General features: G+C 70.5%; 14 protein-coding genes. 8 read left to right on the top strand and 6 right to left on the bottom strand.

Annotated features, from left to right (window positions below; translation table 11 throughout):
* The 4 genes from H4W81_RS03970 to H4W81_RS03985 all read left to right on the top strand — a co-directional run bounded on the left by H4W81_RS03970 (position 1) and on the right by H4W81_RS03985 (position 6,156).
* Positions 1-900: an ABC transporter permease gene (locus H4W81_RS03970; protein WP_318781505.1), complete on the top strand. Its 900-nt coding sequence runs from the start codon at positions 1-3 to the stop codon at positions 898-900.
* Positions 897-2,975, top strand: coding sequence for a dipeptide ABC transporter ATP-binding protein (locus H4W81_RS03975; protein WP_192773523.1), 2,079 nt, complete (start codon positions 897-899; stop codon positions 2,973-2,975). The genes H4W81_RS03970 and H4W81_RS03975 overlap by 4 nt, the downstream gene beginning before the upstream one ends.
* Positions 2,976-2,989: 14 nt before the next feature.
* Positions 2,990-4,705, top strand: a complete 1,716-nt coding sequence (locus tag H4W81_RS03980) for an ABC transporter family substrate-binding protein (RefSeq protein WP_318781506.1) — start codon at positions 2,990-2,992, stop codon at positions 4,703-4,705.
* A gap of 359 nt (positions 4,706-5,064) precedes the next feature.
* Entirely contained in the window at positions 5,065-6,156 is a 1,092-nt protein-coding gene (locus H4W81_RS03985) for a winged helix DNA-binding domain-containing protein (RefSeq protein ID WP_192773524.1), read from the top strand.
* A gap of 241 nt (positions 6,157-6,397) precedes the next feature.
* Here H4W81_RS03985 and H4W81_RS03990 read toward each other — a convergent pair whose 3' ends face one another.
* The 5 genes from H4W81_RS03990 to H4W81_RS04010 form a co-directional block, all read right to left on the bottom strand.
* On the bottom strand, positions 6,398-7,270 hold the full coding sequence (locus H4W81_RS03990; protein WP_192773525.1) for a 5-oxoprolinase subunit C family protein: 873 nt from the start codon (positions 7,268-7,270) through the stop codon (positions 6,398-6,400).
* Positions 7,267-7,887, bottom strand: a complete 621-nt coding sequence (locus H4W81_RS03995) for a 5-oxoprolinase subunit B family protein (protein ID WP_192773526.1) — start codon at positions 7,885-7,887, stop codon at positions 7,267-7,269. Before H4W81_RS03995 ends, H4W81_RS03990 begins: the two co-directional genes overlap by 4 nt.
* On the bottom strand, positions 7,884-8,639 hold the full coding sequence (locus H4W81_RS04000; protein ID WP_192773527.1) for a LamB/YcsF family protein: 756 nt from the start codon (positions 8,637-8,639) through the stop codon (positions 7,884-7,886). The genes H4W81_RS03995 and H4W81_RS04000 overlap by 4 nt, the downstream gene beginning before the upstream one ends.
* Positions 8,640-8,650: 11 nt before the next feature.
* Positions 8,651-10,144 (bottom strand): hypothetical protein, encoded by a 1,494-nt coding sequence (locus H4W81_RS04005; protein WP_192780595.1) that lies wholly within the window; start codon positions 10,142-10,144, stop codon positions 8,651-8,653.
* A gap of 141 nt (positions 10,145-10,285) precedes the next feature.
* On the bottom strand, positions 10,286-10,510 hold the full coding sequence (locus H4W81_RS04010) for a hypothetical protein (protein WP_183646970.1): 225 nt from the start codon (positions 10,508-10,510) through the stop codon (positions 10,286-10,288).
* Between the two features lie 153 nt (positions 10,511-10,663).
* Here H4W81_RS04010 and H4W81_RS04015 point away from each other — a divergent pair, with 153 nt between their 5' ends.
* The 3 genes from H4W81_RS04015 (at position 10,664) to H4W81_RS04025 (ending at position 15,397) form a co-directional block, all read left to right on the top strand.
* A complete protein-coding gene (locus H4W81_RS04015; protein ID WP_192773528.1) occupies positions 10,664-11,233 on the top strand; it encodes an HhH-GPD-type base excision DNA repair protein in 570 nt (189 codons plus the stop codon).
* A 194-nt stretch (positions 11,234-11,427) separates the two neighbouring features.
* Positions 11,428-13,518 carry a SpoIIE family protein phosphatase gene (locus H4W81_RS04020; protein ID WP_192773529.1) on the top strand — a complete coding sequence of 697 codons (2,091 nt, stop codon included), beginning with the start codon at positions 11,428-11,430 and terminating at the stop codon, positions 13,516-13,518.
* A gap of 241 nt (positions 13,519-13,759) precedes the next feature.
* Positions 13,760-15,397, top strand: a complete 1,638-nt coding sequence (locus tag H4W81_RS04025; RefSeq protein ID WP_192773530.1) for an RNA polymerase sigma factor — start codon at positions 13,760-13,762, stop codon at positions 15,395-15,397.
* Between the two features lie 79 nt (positions 15,398-15,476).
* Here H4W81_RS04025 and H4W81_RS04030 read toward each other — a convergent pair whose 3' ends face one another.
* The gene (locus H4W81_RS04030) at positions 15,477-16,193 is read right to left on the bottom strand and encodes a YaaA family protein (RefSeq protein ID WP_192773531.1); all 717 of its coding nucleotides are present in this window, start codon (positions 16,191-16,193) and stop codon (positions 15,477-15,479) included.
* An 85-nt stretch (positions 16,194-16,278) separates the two neighbouring features.
* On the opposite strand from H4W81_RS04030, the gene H4W81_RS04035 reads away from it, so the two are divergent.
* Complete coding sequence (locus tag H4W81_RS04035) at positions 16,279-16,971, top strand: GNAT family N-acetyltransferase (RefSeq protein ID WP_192773532.1); 693 nt, start codon at positions 16,279-16,281, stop codon at positions 16,969-16,971.
* The last annotated feature ends 225 nt before the right edge of the window (positions 16,972-17,196 follow it).

Consider the following 17,196-nt stretch of genomic DNA (forward strand, 5'->3'; position numbering starts at 1 on the left):
GTGGGCATCGCCGACGAGGAGCTGGCCGAGCAGGTAGACAAGATCAAGGCGCCGTCCAGGGGCAGGGTGGTGGCCCGGCGCTTCTTCGCGATGCGTCAGGGGCGGCTCGGCTTCGCCCTGCTCGCGCTGATGTTCCTGCTGGCCTTCGCGGGCCCGCACTTCACCCGGTGGACCTACACCGACAAGGACTTCGCCGCCTTCCTGCGGCCCCCGTCGGGCGACCACTTCTGGGGCACGCTCCAGACCGGCGCCGACGTCTTCGCCGTCACCCTGCGCGGCATGCAGAAGTCGCTCATCGTCGGCCTGCTCGTGGCGGTGGTGGCAACCACGCTGGCCGCGGTGGTCGGCGCCTTCGCCGGATACTTCCTCGGCTGGACCGACAGGGTGCTGATGTGGGCGGTCGACCTGCTGCTCGTGCTGCCCGGCTTCCTGATCCTGGCCGTCATGTCGCCGCTGTTCGCCGGAGGCGCGTGGGTGCTGTTCGTGATCATGCTGGCGCTGTTCCTCTGGATGATCACCTCCAAGGTCGTGCGCGGGATGACCGTCTCGCTCAAGGAACGCGAGTTCATCAGCGCGGCCCGCTTCATGGGCGTGCCCGCCCCCACGATCATCTTCAGGCACGTCATCCCGAACATGTCGTCGCTGCTGGTCGTCGACGCCACCCTGAACGTCAGCGCGGCGATCCTCACCGAGACCACGCTGTCCTACTTCGGCTTCGGCATCCAGCCGCCCGACGTCTCGCTGGGCAGCCTCATCGCCGACGGTTCCAAGACCGCCGTCTTCGCGCCGTGGACGTTCTGGTTCGCCGCCGGGCTGCTGATCGTCACCGTGCTCTCGGTCAACCTCATCGGCGACGCGCTGCGCGACGCCTTCGATCCCACGTCGAAGAGGCGCTCATGACGGATGCCGTTCTCCGGGTCACCGACCTCCACGTGCGCTTCGGCGACGTGCACGCGGTGCGCGGCGTCGGCTACGAGGTGCGCGCGGGCGAGGTGCTCGGCATCGTGGGAGAGTCGGGCTCGGGCAAGTCGGTGACCGCCCTGGCGATCATGGGGCTGCTGCCGGGACACGCCCGCGTGACCGGGTCGGTACGGCTCCACGGCACCGAGATCCTCGGCGCGAAGGAGAAGACGCTCACCGCCTTCCGCGGCAAGACGATCTCCATGGTCTTCCAGGACCCGCTGTCGGCGCTCACACCCGTCTACCGGGTGGGCGACCAGATCGCCGAGGCGGTGCGCGTCCACCAGAGGGTGACGGCCGAGCAGGCCATGGTCAGGGCCGTGGACCTGCTCGACCTGGTCGGCATCCCCAACCCGGGACAGCGGGCCAGGGCCTTCCCGCACGAGTTCTCCGGCGGCATGCGCCAGCGCGCGATGATCGCCATGGCCATCGCCAACGACCCCGACGTCATCATCTGCGACGAGCCCACCACCGCGCTCGACGTCACCATCCAGGCGCAGGTCCTCGACGTGCTGAAGAAGGCGCAGCGGGAGACGGGCGCGGCGATCGTGCTGATCACCCACGATCTGGGGGTGGTGGCGGGCCTGGCCGACAGGGTCCTGGTCATGTACGCCGGACGGCCGGTCGAGGTGGGCGACGTCGACGACATCTACTACCGGACGCGCATGCCGTACACGATGGGTTTGATGGGGGCCGTCCCGCGGGTCGACGCCGGGCGGCGGCGGCCGCTGGTGCCGATCGAGGGCGCGCCCCCGTCTCCCGCCGCGCTGCCGCCCGGCTGCCCCTTCGCGCCGCGCTGCCCGATGGCGATCGAGGCGTGCGTCGAGGGCGAGCCGCCGCTCGATCCGGTGAACGGCCCAGGGCACCGGGCGGCGTGCATCCGCGCGGACGAGATCGGCAGGGCGAACCTGTCGCCCGCCGAGGTCTACGACGTCGCCGAAGAGGTCAGGGGCAGGCACGCGGCGCCCGAGGCCGGGCCCGCCGCCGTGTCCACGGTCGTCCCGCGCGAGCGCCGCGAGGTCGTGCTGTCGGTCGACGACCTGGTCAAGCACTACCCGCTGATGAAGGGCGCGCTGTTCAGGCGCAGGGTCGGCACCGTCCACGCGGTCGACGGCATCACCTTCGACATCCGCGAGGGCGAGACTCTGGGCCTGGTGGGGGAGTCCGGCTGCGGCAAGACCACCACGCTCATGGCGATCCTCGAGCTGACCGCGCCGCAGCGCGGCACGATCGTCGTGCTGGGCCGCGACGTGGCCGCCATCGACGCCCGCGTCAGGACCGCGATGCGGCGCGACCTGCAGGTCGTCTTCCAGGACCCGCTGGCCTCCCTCGACCCCAGGATGACCGTCCACGACATCCTCGCCGAGCCGCTGCGCACCCATGGCCGGCGCGCCGCGGGGCCGCGCGTGCACGAGCTGCTCGACCTGGTCGGCCTCGAGCCCGGCCACGCCGCCCGCTACCCGCAGGACTTCTCCGGCGGGCAGCGCCAGCGCATCGGCATCGCCAGGGCGCTGGCCCTCGAACCCAGGCTCGTCGTGCTGGACGAGCCGGTCTCGGCCCTCGACGTCTCGATCCAGGCGGGCGTGGTCAACCTGCTGGACGATCTCCGGCGGCGCCTCGGCCTGTCCTACCTGTTCGTCGCGCACGACCTGGCCGTCGTCAGGCACCTGGCCGACCGCGTGGCGGTGATGTACCTCGGCAGGATCGCCGAGATCGGCCGCGTCGACCGGGTCTACGGGGCGCCGATGCATCCGTACACGCAGGCGCTGCTGTCGGCGATCCCGGTGCCCGACCCGCGTAAGGAACGTTCCAGGCGGCGCATCCTGCTCGAAGGAGACCTGCCGAGCCCGGCCCATCCACCGTCGGGCTGCAGGTTCCGCACGCGGTGCCCGAAGTTCAAGACGCTCACCGACGACGAACGCGTCCGGTGTGTGGAGGAGCAGCCGGAGATCAGGCAGCTCGAAACCGATCACGGCGTGGCATGCCATTACGCCGAGAAACTCGACGTCGTTTAGGTAAGGGGGAGCAAGTGAACAGATCCCGGCTCGCCGTGGCCCTGGCCATGGCAGGTTTGCTGGCCCTGGCGGGCTGCGGAGGCGGTGGGGGACCAGGAGACGCGGGCGGACCCCCGGCCGACCCCTCGCCCGGGGCCCCCGCGGTCAAGGCCTTCGACGTCAACCAGGTGGCCCGCGACCAGGTCAAGGACGGCGGCACGCTGCGCTGGGGCCTCAACGAGTATCCGACCCAGTGGAACCTCAACCACGTCGACGGCAACCTGGCCAACGTGCTGAGCGTGGTCGAGGGGATGCTGCCCGCGCCGTTCGTCTCCGACGAGAAGGGCGTCATCAGCGGCCACCCCGACTACCTCACCGACGGCAGGGTGACCGCCACCGACCCCAAGCAGGTCGTGACCCTCACCCTCAACCCGAAGGGGAAGTGGTCCAACGGGGAGGCCATCACCTGGCAGGACTACGCGGCCCAGTGGAAGGCGATGAACGGCGCCAACCCCGACTTCCGCGTCGCCTCCACCACGGGGTACCAGGACATCGAGAGCGTCGCCAGGGGCAAGGACGACCACGAGGTCGTCATCACCTTCAAGAACCCCTTCGGCGACTGGCAGTCGCTGTTCAGCCCGCTCTACCCCAGGTCGACCAACGCCTCCCCGGACACCTTCAACAACGCCTGGCTCAACAAGATCCCCGTCACCGCGGGCCCCTTCACCTTCAAGGGCTTCGACCAGACCGCCAAGACGATCACGATCGTCCGCGACGACGCGTGGTGGGGCGACAAGGCCAAGCTCGACCAGATCATCTTCCGGTCCATGGAGAGCGACTCGCTGATCGGCGCCTTCACCAACGGCGAGATCGACACGTTCGACATCGGCCCCTCCGCTCCCGACTTCGCCAGGGCCAAGGCCACCCAGGGCGCGGTCGTACGGCAGGCGGCCGGCCCCGACTTCCGGCACATCACGATGAACGGCGAGAGCGCCGTGCTGTCGGACGTCAACGTGCGCAGGGCGATCGCCATGGCGATCAACAGGCAGGCCATCGCCCAGTCCGACCTGCAGGGCCTCAACTGGCCCATCACGCTGCTGAACAACCACTTCTTCATGAACACCCAGGAGGGCTACCAGGACAACGCGGGGCCGCTCGGCGTCTACGACCCGGCGAAGGCCAAGGCCGCGCTCGACGCGGCGGGGTGGCGGCTCAGCGGACAGACCAGGATGAAGGACGGCAAGCCGCTGAACCTCAGGTTCGTCATGCCGTCGGGGATCCAGCTGACCAAGTCGGAGGGCGAGCTGATCCAGAACATGCTGGCCCAGGTCGGGGTCCAGGTGACGCTGCAGACGGTGCCGAGCGACGACTTCTTCACCAAGCACATCATTCCCGGCAACTACGACATGACAGCTTTTTCCTACATTGGGACGCCATTTCCGGTTTCGAGTGCTTATGGGATCTTCGCCAACGCCACGACGGACTCCAAGGGCCAGCGGAACTGGAACGCCAACCTCGGACGCATCGGGTCACCCGACATCGACGCCGCCATGCAGAAGGCGACGACCGAGCTCGACGTCGCCCGAGCCCGTGCGGCGACCAACGCGGCCGACAAGCTCATCTGGGAGGCGATGAACGTCTTCCCGCTCTACCAGCGACCGCAGAACGTGGCGGCGAAGAGCACCCTGGCCAACCTCGGGGCCCGCGGCTTCTACGACGTGAAATACCAGGACATCGGCTTCACCGGCTGACGTTTTCCCGGGCGCCCCTGAACCTCCAGGGGCGCCCCACTTCACCCGGGGGCGCCCACTTCACCGCCCCCCATGCTTCGGCGGCCCCGCCGCACTCCGCCCGCCCCCGCATCATTCGGCCCACCCGGCCTCCTCGGATTCCACACCACAGCGAATGACCGCCTCCAGCCATCCCCAACCCTCGCCCCTCCCCAACCCGCCCACGCCCTCCCAACCCCCAGCCCGCCAAGTCGCCCATACGTCCACCAAACGCCCAGGCCGCCCGTCCTGCGCACGACGAAGCCTCGAGCTCACTGTCGGACCACGCACGCCGTACCCAGCGAGCGGTTCTGTCGGTCCCGCGGTGTAGAAGTGGACCTGTGAACCTCACTTGGCCCCACGTGCTCTCCTGGCGACTACGCAGGCAGTTCGTCACCGCCGCCGACGGCCCCTCCGCCGTCGAGATCGCGCGCAGGCTCTGCGGCGTCCAGACTCAGGTCGCCTCCTCGGCCAGGCACGCCGTCGCCGTCCGCAGCGCCGTACCCGACCCCGGTGAGATCGACCGCGCCCTCTGGCAGGAACGCACGCTGGCCAAGACCTGGGTCATGCGCGGCACCCTCCACCTGGTTCCCGCCGACGAGCTGGCCGACCACTGCGCGGCGCTCAGCACCCTGCGCTTCTGGGAGAAGGGCTCCTGGCAGCGCGGCCACGGCGTCACTACCGCCGAGATCGAGGCGATCATCGACGCCGTCCCCAAGGCGCTCGAAAGCGCGTTCCTGACCCGCGAGGAGCTGGTCGAGGCGGTCGTCGATCTCACCGGTGACGCCCACCTCAGGGAGGCGCTCACCTCCGGCTGGGGTGCCCTGCTCAAGCCCCTGGCCCGGCTGGGCGAGCTCTGTTACGCCCCGCCCCGCGAGGGCAAGGTCACCTTCACCTCCCCGCGCGCGTGGCTGCCGTCCTGGCCCGCCGAGCTCCCACCCCACCAGGAGGCCGGGGTACGGCTGGCGCGCTCCTTCCTCGCTGCCCACGGCCCCGCCTCGCCCGAGATGTTCGACAGCTGGCTGTTCGGCGGCGTGGCGAGAAAGGCCGTGCTCAAGGGCTGGTTCCGCGACCTGGCGCCCGAGCTCACCGAGGTCGACGTCGAGGGGGCCAGACTGTTCGCGCTGACCGAGCACATCGACGCGCTGGCCGCCACGGAGCCGTCGCGCGAGGTGCACCTGTTGCCGGGGTTCGACCAGTACATCCTCGCCGCCCCCCGCAACCTCGAGCCCCTCATCCCGGCCGCGGTCAAGGCCAAGGTGAGCAGGGCGGCGGGATGGATCTCTCCCGTCGTGATCCATCAGGGCAGGGTGGCCGGCGTCTGGGAGAGCAAGGACGGCCAGATCACCCTCGACCTCTTCGAAGACGTCCCCGAACAGCCCCTCACCCAGGCCCTCGAGAGAACGAGGCAACTCCTGACCCGCGAGCCCTGACCCCACCCGAACACACCTCGCCCCCCTCCACCGAACCCTCGGACAGGCCAACCTCCTCGGCCTCCACCGATCCACCCCAGACGGGCACACCTCGCCCCTGGACCCACAGAACCGGCTCACGACGGCGGAAGACCACCGGAACCGCAGGACACGGCTTGGGTTTTCGCGTCGCCCCCAGGCTCGCGAAACCGGCTCACGGTGACTGCCTCGCCGGGCCGGTTCGAAATGGATTCGTCGAGCGTCAACGACCGGCCAGCCTGAAGCGCACCCGGTCGCCCGGCCTGAGCTGTGCGGCCACCGCCAGGTCGGCGGTGAGTACCACGCCGATCACCGGGTACCCGCCCGTCGGCGGATGGTCGCTCAGGAACACGATCGGCTGACCGCTCGGCGGCACCTGCACCGCCCCCGTGACCATCCCCTCGCTCGGCAGCTCGCCCTCCTTCGCCCGCGCCAGCACCGGACCGCGCAGCCGTACACCCACGCGGTTGCTGTCCTGGCTGACCTCGTACGGCTCGGCGCACAGCGCGCCCAGCGCCTCGGGAGTGAACCAGTCGTCACGCGGCCCAGCCAGCACCCGCAGCACCGGCGCGGGGGGAGCGGGCGGCGGCGCCAGATCGACCGAGATCGGGTCCAGCGCCCGCCCCTCGCCCACCGCCAGTGTGGTGCCAGGGCGGAGGGGCGGGGGCCCGAGGCCCGACAGGGAGTCGGTCGACCTGCTGCCGAGCACCGGCTCCACGTCGATCCCGCCACGCACGGCGAGGTAGGTGCGCAGGCCCCTCTCGGGCGGCCCGACCCTGAGCTCGGCGCCGGCCGGAACCCAGAACGGCGCGCCCATCCCCGGCGCGGACGCGATGACCCCGGGCTCGTTCCTGATCTCCATCGGGCAGGGCGCGCCGGTGGCGGCCAGCCACGCCCCCGACCGGAAGCCGAAGCGGGCCAGGCCGAACGTCAGCTCCAGCCCCGCGTGCCCCTCCGGATTGCCGACCAGGCGGTTGGCCAGGCGCAGGCCGGCGGTGTCGGCGGCGCCCGAGCGGGGCACGCCCAGGTGCGCGTAGCCGGGCCGCCCGAGGTCCTGCACCGTCGCGTAAGGGCCGGGGGCGAGCACGTCGATCATGTGGCCTCGAAGCGTACGCGGGTGCCCGGCGGAAGCAGTGAGGGCGGCTGCGCGTGGACGTCCCACACCCGCAGCGACGTGCGCCCGAGCAGCCGCCACCCGCCGGGCGAGGCCGTGGGGTAGATCGCCGCGTAGGGCCCCGCGACGGCCACCGAGCCCGCCGGCACCGAGGTGCGCGGGGTCGCGAGGCGGGGCACGTGCAGCGCCGGATCCAGGCCGGTGAGGTAGGCGAAGCCCGGCGCGAATCCCAGCCAGCCGACCACCAGTTCCCTGCCGGTGTGCCTGCCGACCACCTCCTCGACCGACATCCCCGTCTCGTCGGCCACGGAGGCGAGGTCCTCCCCGTCGTAGACGACAGGGACGGTCACGACCTCCTCCGACAGCGAGGGGGCGTCGGCGGAGGAGAGCGCCAGATCGCGGAGGGCGGCCAGACCGGCCCGCAGCCTGGCCTGGTCGGCGCCCGGCGCCACGACCAGCACGGTCTCAGGGCCGGGGACGATCTCGACGACCCCCTCGGGCCGGGAGTCTCTCAGCAGCGCGTCCAGCCGGTGGGAGGTGGCCAGCGAACCGGTCTCCACCAGCAGTCCGTGCTCACCCGCCCGTCTGATCACGCTCATGCGAAGGACTGGATGGCCACCCCGGCCTCCAGGAGCCCGTCTCGTACGGCCCGCGCCAGCTGTACCGCATCGGGGGTGTCCCCGTGCACGCACATCGACCGCGCGCCCACCCGCACCTGTGAGCCGTCTATGGCGGTGACGACGCCCTCCACGGCCATGCGCACCGCGCGCGCGGCCACCTGCTCGGGATCGTCGATGACCGCCCCCGGCTCGCGCCGCGGTACCAGCGTGCCCTCGGGGGTGTAGGCGCGGTCGGCGAAGGCCTCGGTGACCGTGGGCACCCCCGCCTCCGCCGCCACCGCGTGGACGGCCGAGCCGGGCAGCGTCAGCACCGGCAGCGAGGCGTCGTAGTCGAGCACCGCGTCGACCACCGCCGCCGCCTGCACGGGATCGCGGACCACCCTGTTGTAGAGGGCGCCGTGCGGCTTGACGTAGGAGACCCGCCCGCCCATCGCCCTGGCGATGCCGTCGACGGCGGCCAGCTGGTAGAGCACCTCCGCGCACAGTTCCTCAGGGTCGACCTCCATCTCCCTGCGGCCGAACCCGGCCAGGTCGCGATAGGACACCTGCGCCCCGACGGCCACCCCTCTGTCGACCGCCGCCGCGCACGTGCGCCTGATCGTCACGGGGTCGCCCGCGTGGAAACCGCACGCGACGTTGGCCGAGGAGACGATGTCGAGCAGGGCGAGGTCGTCGCCGAGCCGCCAGATGCCGAATCCCTCTCCGAGGTCAGCGTTGAGGTCGATCACCATAATTGATGACGCTACAGCTCGTCGGGGATGTCCGCGATGTCATCCAGCGCTGCGGCGAGTTCGTCGGGGTCCGCCCCGATGCGCTCGACGATCTCGATGAGCACGTGCAGCACCTCGTGCCGGTCGTGGCCGAGGTCGAGCAGCCGCTGGGCGGCCTCCCACAGCTGCGGGGGATCGCCCTCCCACAGCCTGGTGGCGATCTCCTCGTGCCAGGCCAGGTGCTGCTCGTCGATCTCGCCCACGTGGTCGAGCTCGAGCAGGATGCGCCGGTCGGCCTCGTCGGCGGGGTTGAGCCGGTCGAGGTCGACGTCGCCGTGGGCGCCCTGCAGGAACGGGAAGGCGAAGACCCGCCTGGCCAGCGCCGACAGGTCGCCGTCCGGCAGCAGCCTGGCCAGCAGCGCCATGTCGAGACCGTAGGAGGCGGGATCGCGGTAGGCCTCGGGGAAGCGCGCCGTGGCCTCCCACACCGCGTCGAGCGTCGCGGAGACCCCCTGGTCCGGCAGGCCCGTACGGCGGGCGGCGAAGCGCACCCACGCCGCCAGCGCATGGGGCATCGCCTCCTGCTCGGCCGGGCTCAGCATCACCTTGCGCGGCAGCCAGTCGAGCAGGAACGTCTCGCACTTGGTGGGGCTGACCCGCAGCGGCCGGTCGAAGTCCTGCTCGCAGCCGTAGTCGATGATGTGGTCGGCGCAGCGCGAGGCCGCCGAGGGGTCCGACAGGTGCTCAGCCGCGTCGGAGGACAGGAACTCCGCCGCCAGCATCGCCCTGCGCTCCCTGCTGTAGGGCGCCTCGCTGTGCAGCGGGGCGGGACGCTTGCGGCCGGGCGGCAGCGCCTTCAGCCGCGACCTGGCGAAGGCGTGGTAGGCGCTGTAGCTGTCGCTGACGGGCGGCGGGCTCTTGGGCTCTCTGGTGGCCCGCATCGCCGACTCCAGCAGCGCTCTGGCCTGCTGGGGCTCGATCTCCTCGAACAGCAGCATCGGGTTGGCCTCGGCCTCGGCGCGCGCCTGCTCGATCAACTTGTCGACCTGGGAGGAGACCCAGGCGTCGCGGGCCATGCCCGACATGTTGTAGTCGACGACCATGACGAGGGCGTGCCGGTCCTGGGCGGTCTCCGCCGCGCCGTTCCAGCGGTAGGCGAAGGTGCAGATCACGGTGTCCTGGTCGCCGTAGGCGTCGCGGGAGACGTAGCATCCGGTCGGCTTGACCGCGCCGACCCGCTCGGCCCAGCCGGGCCTGGCGACGCCCGACTCCATCATCGCCAGCGCCGCGCCCTCGGCCTTGGCGCCCTGCCTGGCGGTGCCGAGGTAGGCGAGACAGATCAGCAGGGTCAGGGACGCGGGAGTGCCCGCCTTGGCGGCGTAGTCGACCAGGCCCTCGCCCAGCACCTGCTCGACGTCGCCCCCGCGCACGCGACGCCCCCACCAGGCGCCGACCATGTCGGAGACCATCAGCTCCGCGTCGAGGGGACTGCGTACGGCCAGCAGCTCGCGGGCGGCCTGCACCATCTCAGCGAACACGTCGTCCGGCGGAGTGCTCTCCCGTGGGTCTCGTCGGTGTCGGCGCACGCCTCCACTCTCTCGCATTCCAGGCGGAAACGGTGCGTTTACAAAAGAGAACGTGCCTCGGTCGAGCGGGTGAGGTCGATGTTATCGAGGTGTACGCGGTGGTGGTGCGGAGTTCACTAGTGCTAGCAGATGCTCTCGGGCGATGCGCTCGACGATGTCGGGCGTCGCCTCGATGCCGAGATGCTCGGCGCAGGCGAGCGCGTCGGCCACACAGCGGTCGACAGTCTCGATGGGCACGGTCAGGAAGTCGGAGGCCAGGCGTAGGCTCACCGGTTCCCGAATGAGGCGAGTGGCCAGTGCGAGCATAGGAGTGAGATTCCTCTAGAGCCGCAGGGCAAAACCCTAGGAACGGTCAAGCTGGGTAGTGCGTTCTCATTTCATCGGTTCTCGGGCGGCTGTCAACCCTCTCTCAGGCCTGTGTTCGCTTCTCGCGAGGGCCTTTCGTGCGAAGCTGGTGCCATGCGCATCCAGCTCGCCCAGCGGACCGAGGCCGACGAGTTGCTCGGCCGCAGTCCGCTCGCCCTGCTCATCGGCATGCTGCTCGACCAGCAGATCCCGATGGAGTGGGCTTTCGCTGGCCCCTACACGATCTCCGAGAGATTGGGCCATGACCTGACGGCAGAGGAGATAGCGGCCTATGATCCGGAGGCGTTCGCGGCGTTGCTCGCCGAGAAGCCGGCCGTCCACCGCTATCCCAAGTCCATGGCCGAGCGGGTGCAACGGCTGGCCGCCTATCTCGTCGAGCACTACGACGGCAGGCCCGAGCAGCTGTGGGCCGGCGTCACCGACGGCAAGGAGCTGGCCAGGCGGTTGCAGGACCTTCCGGGGTACGGCAAGCAGAAGGCCCAGATCTTCCTCGCCCTGCTGGGCAAGCAGCTGGGCGTCAGGCCCGAGGGGTGGCGCGAGGCGGCGGGTCCCTACGGCGAGGAGGGGTCCTTCCGCTCCGTGGCCGACGTCGTCGACGCCGAGAGCCTGGAGAAGGTGCGAGCCACCAAGCAGGAGGCCAAGAAGGCGGCCAAGGCCAAGTAGCCTGATCTTGCTGCGCACAGTGGAGCGATTTTGACAGGATGCGTTGACCGTATGGCGGCCGGGGCTTCCGTCCGTGCATGCCCATCGCCGATGATGTACAGCAGAATCCGGTCGCCCGGAGCTGCGCTACGCCGATACACAGTTATGGAGATGTGCCGCGTGGGAGACCCTGGCACGCGACGGAGGTGCCGACCATGAGCGCCGAGACCTCCGTCCCCCGTCCCCGGGAGTCGGGTGTGGACATCTCAGACTCCGGCCTGTTCAAGGGCTTGATGTCGGAGGCGGAGTTCGCCTTCGCCTTCTTCGACCCGGAGGGCCGTTTCGTCCGGGTCAACGAGGTGTTCAGCGACGTCGTCGGCGTGTCTGAGGAGCGGCTGGTCGGCCGCACCCCCGCCGAGACGCTCACCGCCGACCTCAGCCAGCTGATCACGCATGCCGTCCAGGATGTGACGGAGAGCGACTGTCCCGTGACCGAGCGCGCCAGGGTGCGCTCGGCCGAGAGCGACACCAGGCACTGGTCGCTGTCGTTCTCCCCGGTGCACGACGACCAGGGCGAGCTGCAGGCCGTCGCGCTGGTCGGCGCCGACGTGACCGAGAGCCGCCAGACCGAGGAGGACCTGCGGCGCAGCGAGGAGCGCTACCGCTCGCTGGTCGAGGCCCAGTCCCAGCTGGTGTGGATCACCTCGCCCACCGGCGCGGTCGTCGAGGACGCCCCGCAGTGGCGCGCCATCACCGGTCAGGGACTGGAGGAGTACCTCGCCCACGGCTGGCTCGAGGCCGTCCACCCCGACGAGCGCCGTCACACCGAGGAGGTGTGGAAGGAGGCGCTGCGCGGGCGCACCATGTTCGAGTGGAACTACCGCGTCCGCACCAGGGCCAGCGGTTTCCGGCACTTCGAGGTGCGGGCCGTCCCGATCATCAGGCACGGGCGCGTGGTCGAGTGGGTCGGCGCCAACACCGACGTCACCCCGCAGCGCGAGGCCGAGGAGATGCGCGGCAGGCTGACCGACCAGCTCGGCGCCGCCGCCCTGCGCACCGCCAGGCTCCAGGGCGCCACCGCGATGCTCGCCGAGGCGCTCACCGTCGAGCAGGTCGTGCAGGTCATCATCGACGTTGGGCGCACCGCGCTCGCCGCCGACCGCTCGGCCGTGGCGCTGCTCGACCTCGACAGGGCCGTGCTGAAGCTGGTCAACGGCGGCGGCGTGCCCGAGGTGCCAGGAGCGACGGGCGAGGAGGTTCCGCTGTCCCACTCCAGCGTCCTGACCATGGCCGTCAACAGCCGCAGGCCCGTCTTCGCCGAGTCGCCGGAGAGCCTCAAGGCGCAGCTGCTCGACGCCGGGGGCGACGAGGAGGTCCTGAACGGCTTCCTGGCCCACAGCGACGAGCGGGCCTGGGTGGGGCTGCCCCTGCTGGCCGCGGGGCGCGCGCTGGGAGCGCTGCGCTTCTCCTTCACCAGGCCGCAGAAGATCTCCCAGGAGGACGGCGTCTTCCTGGAGGCGCTGGCCGGTCAGTGCGCGCTGGCGGTCGAGCGGGCCACGCTCTTCGAGCGCGAGCACAAGACCGCCGAGACGCTGCAGCGCAGCCTGCTGCCCGACCGGCTGCCGGTGGTCAAGGGGCTCGAGCTGGCCCAGCGCTTCCGCTCGGGCAGCCGCCACGTGCAGGTCGGCGGCGACTGGTACGACGCGTTCGTGCTGCAGGACGGCAGGGTCGCCGCGGTCGTCGGCGACGTCATGGGCAAGGGCGTCAAGGCCGCGGCCGGCATGGGCCGCATCCGCAACGCCATGCGGGCCCTGGCGCTGACCAACCCGCCGCCGGCCGCCGTGCTGGGCGGGCTCGACAGGGTCTTCGACGCCACCGAGGAGGAGGAGCAGGTCACCACGCTGGCCTACATGGTCGTGGAGCCGGGCACCGGAGAGGGCACGCTCGCGCTGGCGGGGCACCCGCCGCCCGTGCTGGTCTCCCCGCAGGGCACCGCGGTGCTCTGCGACGCCGAGCCCGGCACGCCGCTGGGCTGGCCGACCACGCGCAAGCAGTTCAGGTTCGTGGTGCCGCCAGGACACACCGCCGTGCTCTACTCCGACGGTCTGGTCGAGAACCGCAAGCGCGGTCTCGACGCCGGACTCGCGGAAATTTGCTCGGTTGTGACTGAAGCGCCACCAGAAGTCGTGACCAGTCCCCACATGCTGCTTGATTTCCTAGTTGACCGCATGTTGGCTGGGTATGAGCAGGATGACGATGTCACGGCGCTCGCGATTCACGTGCCCGCAGCCACGAAGAGTGACTGAATGAAACAGTCATAAGGGTTGCTTTCGGGTATCAGTGCACCGCTTCCGTACGCACTACTGTTCCGGTCGGCCTAGGGTGGAGGTCAACCGCCGGGAGGTGGCCGTATGGAGTGCCGGGTCGTGCCAGAATGCTGGATGGTCCGTTTGCGCTCCGCACGGACGCTTAGATCTCTGAGAGAGGCATAGCCCCCCAGCGGGCATCTGGGTCCATTGTCGCCACGCGTTCGTTCGAGAGGTGTTCGTGTCGCCTGCAAGTTCGACTCGCTCGAAGCCATCAGAGCTGAACGAGCCCGTCATTCAGCGACTGCTCGAGCGTGGGCGCTCGCAGGGGTTCCTCGAGTCCGAGGATGTCCGTCAGGCCTTTGAGGAGGCGGACATCCCCATGTCGCAAGCCGCGGGGGTCCTGCGGACGCTCAGCAAAGAGGGCGTCGTCGTCCGGCTGACCGCCGCTGACTCGGCGGCTCCGAAGAAGTCTCGTGGTCCAGCAAAGCGCCGCACTGCTGCCCCCGTCAAGACGAGAACCGCAGCGGCTGCCAAGGAGCAGCAGCCGGAGACCGTGACCGCGGTCGTCGCCGCTGATGCAGCCCCCGCCGAGGGGCCCGCCGCGAAGAAGGCCGAGCCCGCCAAGAAGGCCGCCCCTGCGGCCAAGAAGGCGGCAGCGCCTGCCAAGAAGGTCGCCAAGCCCGAGGCCCCGGCCGCGGGTCCCGCCGAGACCAAGCCGAAGTCCGCGGAGGGTGCCGAGGACGACGACATCGATCTCGAGGCGGATGTCGAGCTCGAAGACCTCGACGACCTGGTGGTCGACGAGGTGGAAGAGGTCGAGGTCGAGCCCGAGCCCGAGGCGGAGACCGAGGAGGAGCCCGAGGAGCCCAAGGCCGAGGTCGTCGTCACCAGCGACGACGAGGTCCTGATCCTCTCCGACGACGACGATGACGCCCCCGTGGCGCAGGTCGCCGCCGCGGGCGCCACCGCCGACCCCGTCAAGGACTACCTCAAGCAGATCGGCAAGGTCCCCCTGCTCAACGCCGAGCAGGAGGTCGAGCTGGCCAAGCGCATCGAGGCGGGCCTGTTCGCCGAGGAGCAGCTCGGCGGCGGCGAGGTCGACAAGCTGCCCGTCGACGTCAGGGCCGAGCTCGAGTGGATCGCCGAAGACGGCCGCAGGGCCAAGAACCACCTGCTGGAGGCCAACCTCCGGCTCGTGGTCTCGCTGGCCAAGCGCTACACCGGTCGCGGCATGCTGTTCCTGGACCTGATCCAGGAGGGCAACCTCGGCCTGATCCGCGCGGTCGAGAAGTTCGACTACACCAAGGGCTACAAGTTCTCCACCTACGCCACGTGGTGGATTCGCCAGGCGATCACCCGTGCCATGGCCGACCAGGCGCGGACCATCCGCATCCCGGTCCACATGGTCGAAGTGATCAACAAGCTGGCCCGGGTCCAGCGGCAGATGCTGCAGGATCTCGGTCGCGAGCCCACGCCCGAGGAGCTGGCCCGCGAGCTGGACATGACCCCCGAGAAGGTGGTCGAGGTCCAGAAGTACGGCCGCGAGCCCATCTCGCTGCACACCCCCCTCGGTGAGGAGGGCGACAGCGAGTTCGGCGACCTCATCGAAGACTCCGAGGCCATCGTCCCGGCCGACGCCGTCAGCTTCACGCTGCTGCAGGAGCAGCTGCACTCCGTTCTCGACACGTTGTCGGAGCGCGAGGCGGGCGTCGTGTCGATGCGGTTCGGCCTCACCGACGGGCAGCCGAAGACACTCGACGAGATCGGCAAGGTCTACGGGGTGACGCGCGAGCGCATCAGGCAGATCGAGTCGAAGACGATGTCCAAGCTGCGTCACCCGTCTCGTTCCCAGGTGTTGCGCGACTACCTCGACTAGGTGTCGTGACGAACGGGGGTGTCGCTCTGCGGAGCGGCGCCCCCGTTCTGGTTTCGGTGGCCTGACGGTTCGCGGTGCCTCAGGTGACGTCCACGTCGATCCTGCCGGGAGCCAGCCGCACGGCGTAGCCCAGGTCGTCCAGGACCTTGGCCAGCTCGTCGGGCGTGGCCGGATCTGCGCCGCTGAGCAGCAGTTTCCTGGCGATCTCGCCGCGGGTGGCCTTGGCCATGTGGCTGACGACCTTGCCGTCCCTCAGCACGCGGACCGCCACGCCGCGCGCCCCTGCCTTCCACGCGCCCGCGTAGGTGGCCGAGCGCATGTCCACGGCCAGCCCGGGCAGCCGGTCGAGCTCCTTGGACACGAACGGCCGCCAGAAGGCCGCCAGCGCGCCCATCGGCGGCAGGCTCACCCCCATGGACAGCCGGTAGGGCGGGACACGGTCGCCGATCCTGAGCACTCCCCACAGCCCCGAAAAGATCACCAGCGACTCCTCGGCCCTGGCGGTGGCCTCGGCGTCGAGCGTGGCCAGCCCCAGATTGTCGTACAGCACGCCGGTGTAGAGCTCGCTCGCCGGCAGCGTGGCCGCCGTCTTGAGCGCCAGGTTCCTGCCGAGCTCGGCGGCCTGGCCCTGGCTCAGGCCGAGCACGTCGAGCGCGTCGCGGCGCCTGGAAGCCTTGACAAGGGCATTGACCACGCGGGTCCGTGGCCTGGCGAGCGAGGGGAAGGAGAGGTCGGCGAGCGGGGGACCGTCGCCCTCCGCCGCCTTGCCCTCCGAGGGCGGGAGCAGAATCAGCACGGGTACGGGTTTACCACCTGGGCGGCTGACGTGCGACGTTGACCCGTCGCACAGCGCCTGGGACGGGCTCGTCTAGCATGCCGTGATGGATGTCGACCGACTTATCGACGAGGCGTGGCCCGCCCTCGATCGGGTGCCGCTCGGGCCCTGGACCCTGCGTCACTCCCTCGGCGTGACCAAGCGGGCCAACTCCGTGCTGGTCACCGGCCTGCCCGCCGACCTCAGCCGAGCGGTGGACGTCGCGGAGAAGTTCTACGCCGGCCATGGGCTGCCCGGCGTCTTCTCGCTGGGAACGGACGCGCCCGCCGAGGTCGACTCCTTCCTGGAGGCGAGGGGCTACCGCCTGGTCGACCCGACGCTCGTCATGGTGGCCGCACCCGCGCCCGTGGGGAGCGCGGCGCACGAGGTGCGGATCGAGGACCATCCGTGGCCGGCGTGGCTCGACACCTGGGCCGCGGTGGAGGGCCGCGATCCCGAGGTGGCCGGACAGATCTGCGCGGGGGTGCCCGCGTGGTACGCCGCGGTGGAGGAGGACGGCGTGCCGCTGGCCGTGGGCCGCGGCGTGCCCCAGGGGGACACGCTGGGGATCTACTGCATGGCGACGCGTCCGTCGGCGCGCCGCAGGGGGCTGGCCCGCAGCGTGCTGCGCGCTCTGGTACGGCAGGCGGGGTCGGCGTCGGCCTACCTGGTCGTCACGGAGGGGAACGGGGCGGCGCGGAGCTTCTATCGGGCGGAGGGGTTCGAGCAGCACGGCGCCTACCACTACCGCGTCGCCTGACCCGATCTCTGCGTCGCGGTGGTGTCGCCGTGTTCGCGCCGCTTGGCCGCGGTCGGCGTCTGTCGCCAGCGGTCTGGAGCGCCCTTACCCGCGGCGGTGTCTTCCTGCTGTGTGCGCGTCGCCTGGGAAGCGTCTGCAGCGTCCTGCAGGCCGTTACAACGCACGCAGGCGGTGACCCGGGGCGTCCGGGTCACCGCCTGTGCGTCATGCCATATGGGGTTATGT

The organism is Nonomuraea africana, from assembly GCF_014873535.1.
In the GTDB taxonomy this organism is placed as follows: Bacteria; Actinomycetota; Actinomycetes; order Streptosporangiales; family Streptosporangiaceae; genus Nonomuraea; species Nonomuraea africana.

Excerpts from the sequence above, each read along its gene's own strand:
- H4W81_RS04035 (WP_192773532.1), top strand. The coding sequence starts at position 16,279 with ATGGATGTCGACCGACTTATCGACGAGGCGTGGCCCGCCCTCGATCGG.
- H4W81_RS04000 (WP_192773527.1), bottom strand. The coding sequence starts at position 8,639 with ATGGTGATCGACCTCAACGCTGACCTCGGAGAGGGATTCGGCATCTGG.
- H4W81_RS03990 (WP_192773525.1), bottom strand. The coding sequence starts at position 7,270 with ATGATCGACGTGCTCGCCCCCGGCCCTTACGCGACGGTGCAGGACCTC.
- H4W81_RS04015 (WP_192773528.1), top strand. The coding sequence starts at position 10,664 with ATGCGCATCCAGCTCGCCCAGCGGACCGAGGCCGACGAGTTGCTCGGC.
- H4W81_RS04020 (WP_192773529.1), top strand. The coding sequence starts at position 11,428 with ATGAGCGCCGAGACCTCCGTCCCCCGTCCCCGGGAGTCGGGTGTGGAC.
- H4W81_RS03995 (WP_192773526.1), bottom strand. The coding sequence starts at position 7,887 with ATGAGCGTGATCAGACGGGCGGGTGAGCACGGACTGCTGGTGGAGACC.
- H4W81_RS03975 (WP_192773523.1), top strand. The coding sequence starts at position 897 with ATGACGGATGCCGTTCTCCGGGTCACCGACCTCCACGTGCGCTTCGGC.
- H4W81_RS04010 (WP_183646970.1), bottom strand. The coding sequence starts at position 10,510 with ATGCTCGCACTGGCCACTCGCCTCATTCGGGAACCGGTGAGCCTACGC.
- H4W81_RS04005 (WP_192780595.1), bottom strand. The coding sequence starts at position 10,144 with ATGGTGCAGGCCGCCCGCGAGCTGCTGGCCGTACGCAGTCCCCTCGAC.